The sequence below is a fragment of the Bradyrhizobium sp. WSM1743 genome, from assembly GCF_000473065.1.
Taxonomy (GTDB): domain Bacteria; phylum Pseudomonadota; class Alphaproteobacteria; order Rhizobiales; family Xanthobacteraceae; genus Bradyrhizobium.
Map to the genome: position 1 here is coordinate 107,441 of NZ_KI421492.1, position 15,323 is coordinate 122,763.

At 64.8% G+C, this 15,323-nt stretch carries 13 protein-coding genes and 2 pseudogenes; 6 read left to right on the forward strand and 9 right to left on the reverse strand.

The annotated features are described in order from the left end of the window. Positions 1–67: 67 nt before the first annotated feature. From YU9_RS0138880 to YU9_RS0138890, 3 genes are all read left to right on the forward strand, one after another. Complete coding sequence (locus tag YU9_RS0138880; RefSeq protein WP_027577497.1) at positions 68–790, forward strand: thermonuclease family protein; 723 nt, start codon at positions 68–70, stop codon at positions 788–790. A 102-nt stretch (positions 791–892) separates the two neighbouring features. Continuing rightward, positions 893–2,080: an alanine--glyoxylate aminotransferase family protein gene (locus YU9_RS0138885; RefSeq protein WP_027577498.1), complete on the forward strand. Its 1,188-nt coding sequence runs from the start codon at positions 893–895 to the stop codon at positions 2,078–2,080. A 201-nt stretch (positions 2,081–2,281) separates the two neighbouring features. After that, positions 2,282–4,378: a S9 family peptidase gene (locus tag YU9_RS0138890; protein WP_371259262.1), complete on the forward strand. Its 2,097-nt coding sequence runs from the start codon at positions 2,282–2,284 to the stop codon at positions 4,376–4,378. Between the two features lie 108 nt (positions 4,379–4,486). Here the strand turns inward: YU9_RS0138890 and YU9_RS0138895 are convergent, their stop codons facing one another. The 3 genes and pseudogenes from YU9_RS0138895 to YU9_RS0138905 all read right to left on the reverse strand — a co-directional run. After that, positions 4,487–5,206 (reverse strand): ribonuclease activity regulator RraA, encoded by a 720-nt coding sequence (locus YU9_RS0138895; RefSeq protein ID WP_027577500.1) that lies wholly within the window; start codon positions 5,204–5,206, stop codon positions 4,487–4,489. 113 nt (positions 5,207–5,319) lie between these two features. Then, a complete protein-coding gene (araD, locus tag YU9_RS0138900) occupies positions 5,320–7,056 on the reverse strand; it encodes an L-arabinonate dehydratase (RefSeq protein WP_027577501.1) in 1,737 nt (578 codons plus the stop codon). Then, positions 7,053–7,226 (reverse strand): annotated as a pseudogene (locus YU9_RS0138905) (ABC transporter permease); the annotation flags it as partial. The pseudogene YU9_RS0138905 and the gene araD, both read right to left, overlap by 4 nt. Positions 7,227–7,476: 250 nt before the next feature. Here YU9_RS0138905 and YU9_RS44130 point away from each other — a divergent pair. Both YU9_RS44130 and YU9_RS0138915 read left to right on the forward strand, forming a co-directional pair. After that, a pseudogene (locus YU9_RS44130) lies at positions 7,477–7,837 on the forward strand (response regulator). Continuing rightward, a complete protein-coding gene (locus tag YU9_RS0138915; protein WP_027577503.1) occupies positions 7,815–11,417 on the forward strand; it encodes a PAS domain S-box protein in 3,603 nt (1,200 codons plus the stop codon). Before YU9_RS44130 ends, YU9_RS0138915 begins: the two are co-directional and overlap by 23 nt. Positions 11,418–11,581: 164 nt before the next feature. Here the strand turns inward: YU9_RS0138915 and YU9_RS0138920 are convergent, their stop codons facing one another. Beyond that, complete coding sequence (locus YU9_RS0138920) at positions 11,582–12,217, reverse strand: response regulator transcription factor (protein ID WP_027577504.1); 636 nt, start codon at positions 12,215–12,217, stop codon at positions 11,582–11,584. Between the two features lie 149 nt (positions 12,218–12,366). Between YU9_RS0138920 and YU9_RS0138925 the strand changes: the two genes are divergently transcribed. Beyond that, a complete protein-coding gene (locus YU9_RS0138925; RefSeq protein ID WP_027577505.1) occupies positions 12,367–12,648 on the forward strand; it encodes a hypothetical protein in 282 nt (93 codons plus the stop codon). 42 nt (positions 12,649–12,690) lie between these two features. Here the strand turns inward: YU9_RS0138925 and YU9_RS0138930 are convergent, their stop codons facing one another. The 5 genes from YU9_RS0138930 to YU9_RS0138950 all read right to left on the reverse strand — a co-directional run. After that, positions 12,691–13,194, reverse strand: coding sequence for a response regulator (locus YU9_RS0138930; RefSeq protein WP_027577506.1), 504 nt, complete (start codon positions 13,192–13,194; stop codon positions 12,691–12,693). Between the two features lie 141 nt (positions 13,195–13,335). After that, a complete protein-coding gene (locus YU9_RS0138935) occupies positions 13,336–13,653 on the reverse strand; it encodes a hypothetical protein (RefSeq protein ID WP_027577507.1) in 318 nt (105 codons plus the stop codon). 2 nt (positions 13,654–13,655) lie between these two features. Continuing rightward, the gene (locus tag YU9_RS0138940) at positions 13,656–14,537 is read right to left on the reverse strand and encodes a protein-glutamate O-methyltransferase CheR (RefSeq protein ID WP_027577508.1); all 882 of its coding nucleotides are present in this window, start codon (positions 14,535–14,537) and stop codon (positions 13,656–13,658) included. A gap of 61 nt (positions 14,538–14,598) precedes the next feature. Further along, positions 14,599–14,985, reverse strand: a complete 387-nt coding sequence (locus YU9_RS0138945) for a response regulator (RefSeq protein WP_027577509.1) — start codon at positions 14,983–14,985, stop codon at positions 14,599–14,601. 32 nt (positions 14,986–15,017) lie between these two features. After that, on the reverse strand, positions 15,018–15,323 hold a 306-nt coding region (locus tag YU9_RS0138950), incomplete at its 5' end, for a chemotaxis protein CheW (RefSeq protein ID WP_027577510.1).

The following is a 15,323-nucleotide window of genomic DNA, read 5'->3' on the forward strand; positions in this document are numbered from 1 at the left end:
TGGCCCGATGGCCAAAAGCCGACCACAATTGCGCCGTCTATCGAGATTTTCATCACACCGGACCGGCATGTTGCGAAAGATCCTGATTGCGCTGTCTCTGCTCGCCCCCTCGCTCGCGCAGGCCGCCGACATCACCGGCACGGCAAAGGTCCGCGCCGGCGACGCCGTGGTGATCGGCAACACGCGCATCCGGCTCGGCGGCATCGACGCGCCCGCGGTCGATCAGCTCTGCCTCAACACCAAGAGCGAGCGCTGGACCTGCGGCGTCGCGGCCCGCGACGAGCTCGCCAAATACACCGAAGGCAAGACCTGGGTCTGCCACACGAGGTCGGTGGACCGGCGCGGCCGCACCGTGGCGCGCTGCGACGTCGGCGGCGAGGACATCCAGAAATGGTTGGTGCGCAACGGCTGGGCGCTAGCCTATACCCGCATCTCGCACGACTACGAGCCCGACGAGGCTGCGGCACGCGAGGCCAAAGCTGGCATGTGGCAGGGCGCCTTTATCGCGCCCTGGGATTGGCGCGTCCGCAACAAGAAGACCGCTATCCTGGGCGCCACCAAGCCACCGGAGGGTGCGCATGCGGTGCTGCTCGCCTCGGCCTCGGGGCCGGTCGCGCCCTCGCCGGACTGCACCATCAAGGGCAATGTGAACAGCGCCGGCGAATGCATTTATCACCAGCCGACCAGCCGCTGGTACACCCAGATCAAGATGAAGATCAGCAAGGGCACCCGCTGGTTCTGCTCGGTCGAGGAGGCGGAGGCCGCCGGCTGCCGCGAGACGAAGCGATAACCCAGCCCTGCATTTTACGTGCTTTTCTTGCGGCGCCGCGCCGCGTAAAAGTGAGACTCAGCGACCCACCATCCTGTTCTCAAGCAACAAGGACTGACAGCAATGACCGTTCGCGCGGGCCGGGAATTTCTGGCCATCCCCGGGCCCACCACGATGCCCGACGAGGTGCTGCGGGCGATGCACCGTCCGGCGATCGACATCTACTCCAAAGAGATGCTGGATCTGACCGAGAGCCTGCTCAGTGACATCTCGAAGCTGTTTGTGACCAAGGGCAAGTCCTACATCTACATCGCCAACGGTCACGGCGCCTGGGAAGCGGCGCTGAGCAACGTATTGTCGCGCGGCGACAAGGTGCTGGTGCTGGAGAGCGGGCGCTTTGCGATCGGCTGGGGCAATGCGGCGGCGCTGATGGGCGCCGAGGTCGAGGTGCTCAAGGGCGACTGGCGCCGCGCGGTGCGGCCGCACGAGGTCGAGGAGCGCCTGCGCCGCGACAAGGAGCACAGGATCAAGGCCGTCGTCGTCGTCCAGGTCGACACGGCCAGCGGCGTGCAGAACGACATCGAGGCGATCGGCAAGGCGATCAAGGCCAGCGGCCATCCCGCGCTCTACATGGTCGACACCGTGGCATCGCTCGGCTGCATGCCGTTCGAGATGGACAAATGGGGCATCGACGTCGCGATGTCCGGCTCGCAGAAGGGCCTGATGACGCCGCCCGGCCTCGGCTTCGTCGCCGCCAATGCGCGCGCGCTCGAGGTGCACAAGAAGGCGAACATGTCGACGCCCTATTGGAGCTGGAGCGAGCGCGAGGGCACCGAGAATTATCGCAAATATGCCGGCACCGCGCCGGTGCACCTGTTGTTCGCGCTGCGCAAGGCGATCGACCTGCTGCGCGAGGAAGGGCTTGAAAACGCCTTCCGCCGCCACGCCCTGCTTGGCGAAGCCGCTCGCCGCGCGGTCTCCGTCTGGTCGGAAGGCCAGGTGCTCGGCTTCAACGTGGCCGAGGCCAGCGAGCGCTCCAACACCGTGACCACGGTGACCATGAGCAACGGCCACGACCCCGCCGTGCTGCAACGCTATTGCAAGGACAAGTGCGGCGTCGTGCTCGGCACCGGCATCGGCGACCTCTCGGGACAGGCTTTCCGCATCGCCCATATGGGGCATGTGAATGCGCCGATGCTGCTCGGCACGCTGGGCGTGATCGAGGTGGGCCTGAACGCGCTGAAGATCCCGCACGCCAAGGGCGGGCTGGAGGCGGCGGTGGCGTATCTCGGCGAAGAGGTGGCGGCGTAAGTGCCCGCCACAAACTCCGATGTCGTCCCGACAAGCGCAGCTCTGGCAACGCGCAGCGTTGTCAGGGCGGAGCGCTGATCCGGGACGACGGCGGAGAGTGTCGCAGCCGCGGCGCCTCACATTTGCATCAGCCTTCTTTAAGTTCCCCGGCATCGATCTGATATAGGGTCAAGCTACGCCCCCTTTATGCCGAGGATCGATTTGCCCAACAGCAGCAGCAAGACCGCCCCCGTCGCCCCGCGCCGGCCGCATTCCTTCACGCGGCACGGCATCGCCGTGACCGACGACTATGCCTGGCTGAAGGATGCGAAATGGCAGGAGGTGCTGCGCGACCCCAACGTGCTCGATCCTGATATCCGCAAATATCTGGATGAAGAGAACGGCTACACCGAAAGCTTGCTCGGACACACCGCGGGCCTGCAGAAGACGCTGGTGCGCGAGATGCGGGGGCGGATCAAGGAGGACGATTCCAGTGTGCCGTCACCCGACGGACCCTTTGCCTATTTCCGCCGGTTTCGCGAGGGCGGACAGCACGAGCTGTTCGGCCGCATGCCGCGCGACGGCGGCGAGGGCGAGATCGTGCTCGATGGCGATGCGCTCGCCAAGAACCACCAATATTTCAAGTTCGGCGGCAGCCGCCACTCGTATGATCACAAGCGGCAGGCCTGGAGCGCCGACACCAAGGGCTCCGAATATTTCTCCATCCGCGTGCGCGACTGGGCGACCGGGACGGATCTCGACGATCTCGTCGAGGAGACCGACGGCGGTGTGGTCTGGGCCGCCGACTGCAAGAGCTTCTTCTATGTGAAGCTCGACGACAATCACCGGCCGATGCAGGTGTGGCGGCACAAGCTCGGCACCAAGCAGGCCGACGATACGCTGGTCTATGAGGAGCAGGATGCCGGCTGGTTCACCCATCTGCACGAGAGCACCAGCGGCCGCTTCTGCGTCATCGCCGGCGGCGACCACGAGACAAGCGAGCAGCGGCTGATCGATCTCGCCAATCCCGAAGCGCCGCCGCGCCTCGTCGCAGCGCGCGAGGAAGGCGTGCAATATTCGCTCGCCGACCGTGGCGACGAGCTGTTCATCCTCACCAATGCCGATGATGCCATCGACTTCAAGATCGTCACGGCGCCGCTTTCTTCGCCCGAGCGGGCGAACTGGCGCGACCTGATCCCGTATCGGCCCGGCATCTACATCATCGACATCGATCTCTATGCCGGCCATCTGGTGCGGCTCGAGCGCGCGCATGCGCTGCCGGCGATCGTGATCCGCGATCTTGCGACCAAGGAAGAGCACGCCATCGCTTTCGACGAGGCCGCCTATTCGCTGGATACGATGGGCTCCTACGAATTCGAGACGACGAATTTGCGCTTTGCCTATTCGTCGATGACGACGTCGTCGGAAGTCTACGATTACGACATGGTCAAGCGCACGCGCGTGCTGCGCAAGCGGCAGGAGATCCCGTCCGGCCACGATGCTGCCGACTACGTCACCACGCGCATCATGGCGAAATCGCATGACGGCGCCGAGGTGCCGGTCTCGATCCTCCATCGCCGCGGGCTCAAGCTCGACGGCTCGGCGCCTCTGCTGCTCTACGGCTACGGCTCCTACGGCATGGCGATGCCGGCCTCGTTCAGCGCCAACCGCCTGTCGCTGGTCGACCGCGGCTTCGTCTACGCCATCGCCCATATCCGCGGCGGCGCCGACAAGGGCTGGGGCTGGTATCTCGACGGCAAGCGCGAGAAGAAGACGAACTCGTTCGACGATTTCGCAGCCAGCGCCCGCGCGCTGATCGATGCGAAGTACACCAGCGCCAAGCGCATCGTCGGCCACGGCGGCTCGGCCGGCGGCATGCTGATGGGCGCGGTCGCAAACCGCGCCGGCGAATTGTTCGCCGGCATCGTCGCCGAGGTGCCGTTCGTCGACGTGCTCAACACCATGCTCGACGACACGCTGCCGCTGACACCGCCGGAATGGCCGGAATGGGGCAACCCGATCGAGAGCGAGACGGATTTTCGCACCATCCTGTCCTACTCGCCTTACGACAATGTCGCGGCGAAGGACTATCCGGCGATTTTGGCGATGGGCGGATTGACCGATCCGCGCGTCACCTATTGGGAGCCCGCCAAGTGGATCGCGCGCCTGCGCGCTACCATGAGCGGCGGCGGCCCGGTCCTGCTCCGCACCAACATGGGCGCCGGCCACGGCGGCGCCTCGGGACGCTTCGACCGGCTCGACGAAGTCGCGATCGTGTATGCGTTCGCGCTGTGGGCGGCGGGCATGGCGGAGGCGTGACTCTTCTCCCTCTCCCCGTTCTTACGGGGAGAGGGTCGGGGTGAGGGGCTCTATCCGCGAACACGCCAGCAGTCGCGGAGACTCCGCAAGCGGGGAGAGGCGAAGAAACTACCTCCCGTTCTTCTTCCGCCATTCCGCAAAATCGGTGAGCGTCTGCGGATCGGTGGCGGGATAGAGGCCGAAGATGCCGCGGCCCTTGCCGACTTCCTCGGTGACGAAGTCCTCGAACGCGGTCATCTCGAAAGTTTCGTCCGCGATCTCGTCGGCGAGATGCGCGGGGATGACGATGACGCCGTCGGCATCGCCGAGGATGACGTCGCCGGGGAACACCGGCGCATCGCCGCAGCCGATCGGGACGTTGATCTCGATGGCCTGGTGCAGCGTGAGGTTGGTCGGCGCGCTGGGACGATGGTGGTAGGCGGGAATTCCGAGCTTGGCGATCTCTGCGGAATCGCGAAGGCCGCCATCGGTGACGACGCCGGCGACGCCGCGCTTCATCAGCCGCGTCACCAGGATCGCGCCGGCTGAGGCCGCGCGCGCGTCCTTGCGGCTGTCCATCACCAGCACCGCGCCCGGCGGACAATCCTCGACCGCCTTGCGCTGCGGATGGGAGCGATCCCTGAAGACGTCGATGGTGTTGAGGTCCTCGCGCGCCGGCATGTAGCGCAGCGTGAAGGCCTCGCCGACCATGGTCGGCTGGTCCGGGCCGACCGGATGCACGTCCTGGATCATCTGGATGCGCAGGCCGCGCTTGAACAAGGCGGTGGCGACGGTGGCAGTGGAGACGGATTTGAGCTTGTTGCGGGTGGCTTCGCTGAGTTTTGTCATCTCGTACTCTTTCTTGTCGTCATTCCGGGGCGGCGAAGCCGAACTATGGTGCGCAGTTGCGCACCTGAGAATCTCGAAGTTCCGGGTTCGCTTCGCGCCCCGGAACGACAGCATCAATAAATCGACGGCTCGCCGATCGGCGCGCCGAAATCGGTCTCGAGGAAGTCGAAGTCGCAGCCGTCATTGGCCTGCTTGATGTGTTTTGTGAACATCCAGCCATAGCCGCGCTCGAAGCGGCGCTCGGGCTGCTTCCAGGCAGCGCGACGCTTGGCGAGCTCGGCCTCGGGCACATCGAGATTGATGGTGCGCGCGGCAACGTCGAGCGTGATGCGATCGCCGCTCTGCACCAGCGCCAGCGGGCCGCCGATGTAGGATTCGGGCGAGACGTGCAGGATGCAGGCGCCATAGCTGGTGCCGCTCATGCGCGCATCCGAGATGCGCACCATGTCGCGCACGCCCTGCTTCACGAGTTTTGTGGGGATCGGCAGCATGCCCCATTCGGGCATGCCCGGCCCGCCCTGCGGCCCCGCATTGCGCAGGATCAGGATGTGGTCTTCGGTGACATCGAGGTCGGGATCGTCGACCGCCTTCTTCATCGAGGGGTAGTCATCGAACACCAGCGCAGGTCCTGTATGCTTGAGGAAGCGCGGCGCGCAGGCGGAGGGCTTGATGACGCAGCCGTCGGGCGCGAGGTTGCCCTTGAGCACGGCGAGCGCGCCTTCCTTGTAGATGGGATTGTCGACCGAGCGGATCACGTCGTCATTGTGCACTTCGGCATGCTCGATGTTTTCACCGAGCGTCTTGCCGGTGACGGTGATGCAGTCGAGATGCAGATGTTGCTTGATCTGGCCCATCAGCGCCGGCAGGCCGCCGGCATAGAAGAAGTCTTCCATCAGATAGGTATCGCCGCTGGGCCGGACGTTGGCGATGACGGGCACCTTGCGGCTCGCCTTCTCGAAATCGTCGAGGCCGATGTCCTGCCCGGCGCGGCGGGCCTGCGCGATCAGATGAATGATCGCGTTGGTGGAGCAGCCCATCGCCATGGCGACCGCAATCGCGTTCTCGAAGGCTTTCCGGGTCTGGATCACCTTCGGCGTCAGGTCCTCCCAGACCATCTCGACGATGCGGCGGCCGCATTCACTGGCTATGCGGATGTGGTTGGCGTCGGCGGCGGGAATCGAGGAGGCGCCGGGCAGCGTCATGCCGATCGCCTCGGCAATCGCGGTCATGGTCGAGGCCGTGCCCATGGTCATGCAGGTGCCGTAGCTGCGGGCGATGCCGGCTTCGATGTCGAGCCAATCCTTGTCGGAGATCTTTCCGGCGCGGCGCTCGTCCCAATATTTCCAGCCGTCCGAGCCGGAGCCGAGCGTCTTGCCCTTCCAATTGCCACGCAGCATCGGGCCTGCCGGCAGATAGATCGCCGGGATGTTCATCGAGGTCGCGCCCAAGAGCAGCGCCGGCGTGGTCTTGTCGCAGCCACCCATCAGCACTACGCCATCGACGGGATGGCTGCGTAGCAGCTCCTCCGCGTCCATGGCGAGCAGGTTGCGATAGAGCATAGTGGTCGGCTTCAGCAGCGATTCCGACAGCGACAGCGCCGGCATTTCCAGCGGCAGGCCGCCGGCCATCAGGATGCCGCGCTTGACGTCGTCGACCCGCGACTTGAAATGCATGTGGCAGGGCTGCGCATCCGACCAGGTGTTGAGGATCGCGATGATCGGGCGGTCCTTCCACTCCTCCGGCGCGTAGCCCATCTGCATGGTGCGGGAGCGGTGGCCGAACGAGCGGAGATCGTCGGGCGCGAACCAGCGCGCGCTGCGGAGCTGGTCGGGCGTCTTCTTCTTGGTCATGATTGCGTGCCCCATTTCTGGACGGTGTTCCGCTCGATGGCGCGGAAGATCAGGTTCTCGACAAAGAGCCCGATGATGATCACGGTCAAGAGGCCTGCGAAGACCGCAGGTATGTCGAGCAGGTTGCGGTTCTCGAACCAACCGAGCCCGCCCTGGCCCGAGGACACGCCGAGCGAGCTCGACAAGATCCGGAGTCTTCATCCGGAGTATTTGGCCAATTAGACAGGGCGATCGGCGTCACGAAGGCCAATGCACGCAATCGTGCATAGGCCTGGCCGTAGAATTTTGGCTTAAACGAGCATTCACCGGGACACTCGCGAACTGCTTGCAGGCCGGATGGAATCCGCGCAACAATTTCGTGTTTATTGGTTTGATTTGCGGTCGCTGGGGCGTTCCATCAGACCTCGGAGGATTTCGGGCGTGGCCAACATCCTGATCGCGGATGACGATCCGGCCGTACAGATCACCATTCGGCTGCTGCTGGAACGGGCCGGTCATCACGTAACGGTCGCCGGCGATGGCCGCAACGGACCGGCGTTGTTCGAGGCCAGCCAGTTCGACCTGCTGTTTCTCGATATCTTCATGCCCGGAATGGACGGACTGGAGACGATGCGTCGCATTCGGGCGCTGGCCCCGGCGGAGCCGGACTTCCTGAAGATGGCGACCAAGCTAGGCAAGCCTGCAAAAGCCGTTCCGACCCGGCGCACTGCTTGCCGTGGTCGATGGTTGCCTGAAGGCGGGCGAGACGGAGGGGTCCGATGTCCGCTCCGGCCGCCGATGACAAGAACACCTCCTCAAGGCAGAAACGGCGCGGCGATACGGCCACTCCTGCGAATATCCCAATGAGACTTGCAACGACGCTGGCAACGCGGCTGGCCATCGCGATGATCCTGCTGGTGGCGGTCACCGTGGCCGCAGTCGGATGGCTCGGCTATCGCAACACCACACAGGCCGTCATTCCGCGGGTCCTGGAGCGGGTCGAAGCCCAGTCCCGCCTGCTGGCAGCCAATCTCGAATCCTACGTCGCCGGCGCTCGCGGCGATTTGACCGGCTATCGCTCCGCCGCGGCAATCAATGGCCTGATCCGCGCTCACCTCGGTGGAGGAATCGACGCTTCCGACGGCGTCTCCGAGAAAACCTGGCGCGAGCGCATCGCGGCCCGGCTTGCTGCCGAGATCGATGCCAAGCCCAGCTATGGACAGTTTCGAATCATCGGTCTCGACGATAACCAGCGCGAGCTGGTCCGCGTCGACCGCTCCGGCCCGAATGGGACGGCCCGGATCGTCCCCGACGGCGAACTGGAGGGCAAGGGCGAGCGAGCCTATTTCCAGGAAACGATACGGCTGGCGCCGGGCGAGATCTATGTTTCGCCCGTCGATCTCGCCACGCGGCAGGGCGGGACCACGGAGCCGCACGTTCCGACTCTTCGCGTCGCGACGCCCTTGTTCACGCCGGACAACAAGCCGTTCGGAATCGTCATCGCCAATATCGACATGCGCCCGGCGCTCGACCGCATCCGCTCGACCAGGAGTTCGGGAGGAGAGCTCTATGTCGTGAATTCGCGCGGCGACTATCTCGTCCATCCCGACCGCACACAGGAATTCGGCTCATTGCGCGGCCATTCCACCAACTGGCGCAATGACTTTCCATTCTTCTCGGCCCTGGCTGGCACGTCGGACGTAGCCACGCGGCTCACGACCGATGAGTCGGGCCGGCCGAGCGGCGCGGCCATCGCGCCGGCACTGCTTGCGAGCAAGGAATGGGTCGCCATCATCGTGACCGTTCCCCCGTCCGTCTTCGGCCGTGTGCCGGCCGCCATTCAAAAGACGTCCCTGCTCGTCGGCGTGCTTGCCGTTCTCGCCGCGGCCGCGCTCGCAGTGCTGCTGGCGCGCTCATTGACCCGCCCGATCGGGCGTCTGACCAAGGCGGTGGAGGCCATCGGCAGCGGACGGCCGGCGGACATACCCGTCGATGCCAGCGGCGAGACCGGCGTGCTGGCACGGGCCTTTGCCCAGATGGTCGAGGAAACCCGGGCGAAAACAGCCGCGCTCGAACGCGAGATCGAGGAGCATCGCCGCACCGAGGCTGCGCGAAGCCATCACGCGGCGCGCGAGAGCTTGTTCAGCGCCGCGGTGGAATCCTCCGACGATGCGATCGTGATGCAGACGCTCGATGCCGTCATCACGGGTTGGAATCCGGCCGCCGAGCGTCTTTATGGCTATTCGGCGGATGAGGCGATCGGCAAGCCCACGTCGATCATTGTGCCGCCCGACCGCCGTGAGCATGGCAAGGACTATTTGCGGCGGATCGCGCGGGGTGAGCCGATCGAACGCTTCGAGACGGTGCGCCTGCGCAAGGACGGCACTCCGGTCGAGATCTCGCTCGGCCTCTCGCCGATCAGGGGACCGTCGGGCGAGATCATCGGCGCCTCCGGATCTGCGCGCAGCCTGACCGAGGCACGCCGCGCCGAGCGGGCACTGCAGCAGCAGCTCGAGGAGCGGCGCCAGATCTTCGAAACGTCGCAGGACCTGATCATGGTCATGGATGCGCGGGGCCATATCGTGCAGATCAGCCCGAGCAGCGAGACCATTCTCGGCTATCGGCCGGACGAGATGATCGGCCGCAGCGGCGCCGACTTCGCGCATCCCGACCATCTGGAGCAGTCCCGCGCGGACATGCGCGCGGTGCGGCGTGGCGAACATCGCAAGCTCGGCGACACCCGCTGCTTGCACAAGAACGGACACGAGGTCTGGCTGTCCTGGCTCGGCAACTGGTCCGAGCAGGCGCAGCGTTTCTTCTTCGTCGGACGCGACATGACGGAGGCGCGGCTCGCGCAGGAATCGCTCCGCGAGAGCGAGCGCCTCGCCCGCAACATCGTCGAGACCGCGCTCGATGGTTTTGTGCAAATCGACGAAACCGGAACGATACTGGACTGGAACTCGCAGGCCGAGAGAATCTTTGGCTGGCTTCGTAGCGAGGCGATCGGCCGGAAGCTCACCACATTAATCATACCAGAAGCTCAGCGGTCCGCACACACGGCCGGCATGGAGCGTTTCCTGGCGACCGGAGAAACCGCAATCCTCGGCCGCCGTTTCGATATCGAGGCCCAGCGCCGTAACGGAACCGCTATCAAGGTCGAACTCAGCATTACCGAGCTGAAACGCCGCGATGGCTTTGTGTTCAACGGATTCATCCGCGACCTCACCGAGAAGATGGCCGCCGAGGAGCGCATCCGCCATGCCGAGAAGATGGAGGCCGTCGGCCAGCTCACCGGCGGCGTGGCGCATGACTTCAACAACATTCTCACCGTCATCACCGGGACGATCGAGATTCTCGCGGACGCGGTCGCGAAAGAGCCGCAGCTCGCGGCCATCACGAAGATGATCGACGAGGCCGCCGCGCGCGGCGCCGATCTGACCCAGCACCTGCTCGCCTTCGCGCGCAAGCAGCCGCTGCAGCCGCGCGAGATCGACATCAACTCGCTGATCGTCGACACCGCGAAGCTGTTGCGGCCAACGCTGGGCGAGCAGATCCAGATCGAATCGGTGTTCGAGGACGAGAATTGCGTCGGGATCGTCGATCCCAACCAGCTCACCACCGCGATCCTCAACCTCGCGCTCAATGCTCGCGACGCCATGCCCGGCGGCGGCAAGCTGATCCTGGAGACTGGCGTCGCCTATCTCGATGAGGTGTATGCCAGCGCGAACGATGTGCCGCCGGGGCACTATGTGCTGATCGCCGTGAGCGACACCGGCACCGGGATCCCTGCGAACATGCTGGCCAGGGTATTCGACCCCTTCTTCACCTCGAAGGGACCGGGCAAAGGCACCGGGCTCGGGCTTTCGATGGTCTACGGCTTCATCAAGCAGTCCGCAGGTCACATCAAGATATATAGCGAGGAGGGCCACGGCACCACGATCAAGATGTATCTGCCGCCCGGCAAGACGCCGACAGCGGTCGGCGAGGGCGTGACGCCCGCGACGATCGAGGGCGGACACGAGACGATCCTCGTCGTCGAGGACGACCGGCTGGTGCGGGACTACGTGCTGGCGCAGCTGCATTCGCTGGGTTACGTCACCTTGCAGGCCGCGAACGCCGCCGAGGCGCTCGCGATCGTCGCCGCCGGGAAGCCGTTCGACCTGCTGTTCACCGACGTCATCATGCCCGGCAAAATGAACGGACGGCAGCTCGCCGACGAGCTTCAGAAGACGCGCCCCGATCTCAAGGTGGTCTACACGTCAGGCTATACCGAGAACGCGATCATCCACCACGGCCGGCTGGATTCGGGTGTTCTGTTGCTCGCAAAGCCCTATCGCAAATCGGATCTGGCGCGGATCATCCGCAAGGCGCTGCAGGCATAGAGCACCATCGCGTGTCCCGGACAAGGCGCAGCGCGCAAGCGCTGCGACGCAGAGCCGGGACCCAGAACTGCTTGCCTTGCAATTGGAGGTATGGGCCCCGGCTCTGCAGCGCATCACTATGTGACGCGCTGCGTCCGGGGCACGAGAGAAAAAGACCTCGCGAGCTACGACGCGCGCTGGGCCGCGGTCATCACGATGCGGATCAGGTCGGCGGCGTTGCGCGCGCCGAGCTTCTTCATGATGTTGGCGCGGTGGTCCTCGATTGTGCGCGGGCTGATGCCGAGCGTGCGGCCGGCTTCCTTGTTGGAGGCGCCGGAGGCGAACTGCTCCAGCACCTCGCGCTCCCTGCGCGTCAACGGCTCGCGTCCGGGGAAATGCAGCGAGCCGAATTTCGGAGACGCGTTCTCCGCCTGCCTGCGCGCATAGGCGCCGATCGCCTCGTCGAGCCGGCCGACGATCTCGCTGCCGCGGAACGGCTTCTCGATGAAGTCGAGCGCGCCGCTCTTGATCGCGCCCACCGCCATCGCGATGTCGCCCTGCCCGGAGATCATGAAGATCGGCGCCGGATAGTCCTCGCCCTGCAACTCCTTCAGGATGTCGAGACCCGACTTTCCGGGAATATGCACGTCGAGCAGGATCGCAGCCGGTGTGCGGTTTCGCGCGACGGAGAGCAGCGCTGCGCCGTCCGCAAAACAGATCACCTCATAGCCCGCCGCCTTCAACACCATCGACAAGGTGTCGCGAACGGCAGGGTCGTCGTCGACCACGAAGATTTCACCGCGAGAGCTTTGTTCGGCCATGTGCCACATCCGGTTGGCATGAAGGACTCGCGTCCGCGCCAATCGTTATGGCGCTCGGCGCGGATTCGGCCCACCCGTATTTGTACGGGACATGGACTTAACGCACAAGTAGCGGCGTGGCGCCTAATTGCAGCTGACGGAGAATATCCATGCTAAATTTGGCCGACACGCCGCCTCCTGTCGCAACGCCCGAAGTCGAGAGCCGTGAGCTGATTGCGGCGGACCTTCGCTTACTGATCGCACAGATCGAGACCAGCATGCGCCGGATCGCCGCAGCCATGGATCAAGAACACGGCAGCGATCCGGAAGGTTCCGCGGACGTCTTCTTGCTCGACGACGTCACGCCCCGTTATGCCACCGCGAACGCGGCCCTCAACGCCTGCCGGGCCGGCCTCGGCCACGCCCTGCAATGCCTGTCGGAATCCGAATAGCGCGGCGGACGACCGCGTCCGATCGCATAGCAGCTCCGCGCTTTAGGCGCGGTGCCGTTCCACGATCGCGTCGTTGGCGACACCGCCCCAGGTGTGGATCGCCGGCAGGCCCATCGCGGTCTTGCCGAGATTGGCGAGGCTGATGCGCAGAGCCGCGAGATCCAGCGGCTTCGGCAGACTTTGAAGCTCGATCCCGACGGAACGGGCGAAGCTGCGGGCGGCACTGCGGCGCTTGCCGTCCATGCCGCTGATGACGATCACGGAGCCTGCAAATTTCACGCTCGCCATCTCGCGCAGCACGTCGATGCCGTCGCCGTCCTCCAGCACGAGATCGAGCGTCACGCAGTCAAAGCGCGCAGCGCGGAGCTTCTCGATCGCGTCCGCCACGGATGGCGCCACGGTGACTTCGTGGCCGGCCTGCTTGGCGGCGACCGTGATCAGGCGGCGCTGCGTGGCGTCATCGTCGACCACCAGGAGCTGAAGCGCACGCCGCTCGGCGACGTCGGGCAGGTTTGACGGGATGGGGGAAAGAGAACTTCTGGGCATTGCCGTATCCTGAGATTGAGACCGTCAACGGATACACGGCTCGCGCTTAGGGCACGTAAAGCTGATGCGGCCAATTGATTCTGATATTTTCAGCAATTGTGAAGCAACGTATCGGAAAGAGTGGCGACGACTGCGGCCAGATCACGCCGCGGCGTCGTGGCCGCCGGCCGTACCGCGCTTCTTCCTGTTCTTGCCGCGCAGGAACTGGATGTCCATTTCGGCGCCGTTGACGCGGACCAGCTCGCAGCGACGATAGGCGAGGCCCGTCGACGACAGCAGCAGGAAGAACTCTTTCAGGTTCAAGCCCTGGATCGAGCCCTCCACCGTGAGAATGGCGTCGGTGTCGGAGATCGCGTTGAGCTTGCAGTCGCGCCGCCAGGTGCCATCGATGGCCATGATGCAGACATCATAACCTCGGCTGAATGTCACGCGCTCCGCGCCCTTGCCATCCTCGGCCATGCTTATCGTCCCGCCATCGCCGCCATGCGCGGCGGCGCCGTAGCGGCGAGAACCGGCTTGGCCGCCGCCGCGCGCGGGTCGTTCGGCTTGTAGAGGCCGCGCCGCTCCGGAAGCGGCCTGAACGTATCGGTCAGTCCGACCACGGTTTCGGCAGCGCCCAGCACCAGGAAGCCGTCCGGCTCGATCTGGCGCGCCAGGCGGTTGAAGATGTTGATCTTGGTGTCCTGGTCGAAATAGATCAGCACGTTGCGGCAGAAGATGACGTCGAAAGTGCCGAGCTGGGCAAAATCGTGCAGCAGGTTGAGCTGGCGGTGCTGGATCATCGCGCGCAATTCGGGATTGATCTGCCAGGTCTCGCCGATCTGCTTGAAATACTTCACCAGCATCTGGATCGGCAGCCCGCGCTGCACCTCGAACTGGCTGTAGACGCCGGCCTTGGCCTTCTCGAGCACCTCCTGCGACAGGTCGGTCGCGATGATCTCGACGCGCCAGCCGGTGAGGGCCGCGCCCATCTCCTTCAGGCACATCGCCAGCGAATAGGGCTCCTGGCCGGTCGAGCCGGCGGCACACCAGATGCGCACGCTGCGTTTGCCGGCGCGCGCCTTGATGATCTCCGGCATGATGTGGTCGCGGAAATGTTCGAACGGGACCTTGTCGCGGAAGAAGAAGGTCTCATTGGTGGTCATGGCTTCGACCACGTCGGTGATCAGCTGGCGCGAGCCGGCTTGCAGCTTCTGCACGAGATCGGCGATGCCGGAGAGCCCGGCCTTGCGGGCGAGCGGCAGCAGGCGGCTTTCGATCAGGTATTGCTTGTCTGCTGACAGGTCGAGACCGGAATTATCCTTCAGGAACTTACGCAGATACTCATACTCGGTCGGGGTCACGGATGGCCTCTTCGAAGCTGTACTGGAACACTCTGGCCCAAACACTTTGGGCCAGACACACTCAGACCATGGCTTGTCCGACCGGGATCAGACCAACTTCAGCGAACTTGTCGGCGATGATGTCTTTGTCGAAGGGCTTCATGATGTACTCGTTGGCGCCGCCAGAGAGCGCCTGAGCGATATGAGCCACGTTGTTCTCGGTGGTGCAGAACACGACCTTGGGCTGGTCCCCGCCGGGCAGGCGGCGCATGTGGCCCATGAACTCGAAGCCGTCCATGACCGGCATGTTCCAGTCGAGCAGCACCGCATCGGGCAGCTTGCGCTGACAGATCTCGAGCGCCTTCGAGCCGTCCTCGGCCTCGGTGACCTCGAACTCCAGGCCTTCCAGGATCCGGCGCGCGATCTTGCGTACGACGCTGGAATCATCGACGACCAAACACGTTTTCATTTTGGTTCTCCGGCTTCGATGTTTTCGTTGGCTTACGCTGCCATCTGCACTTTGGTTTCGAGCTCGAGGACGCGATCGACGTCGAGCACGACCATGAGCTGGCCGTCGAGGCGGTGGACGCCGCCGGCGAGCTTGGCCATGCGGGGGTCGAGGTTGACGGGGTTCTCCTCCTTGCCGTCCTCGGACAGGCGCAGCACCTCGCCGATCTGGTCGATCAGCAGGCCATAGGATTCGCCGCGCAGGTCGACGCCGACCGCCATCGCCGTCTTGCCGTCCTCAGGTCTCGGCAGGCCGAGCCGGGCCCGCATGTCGACGACGGTGACGATGCGGCCGCGCAG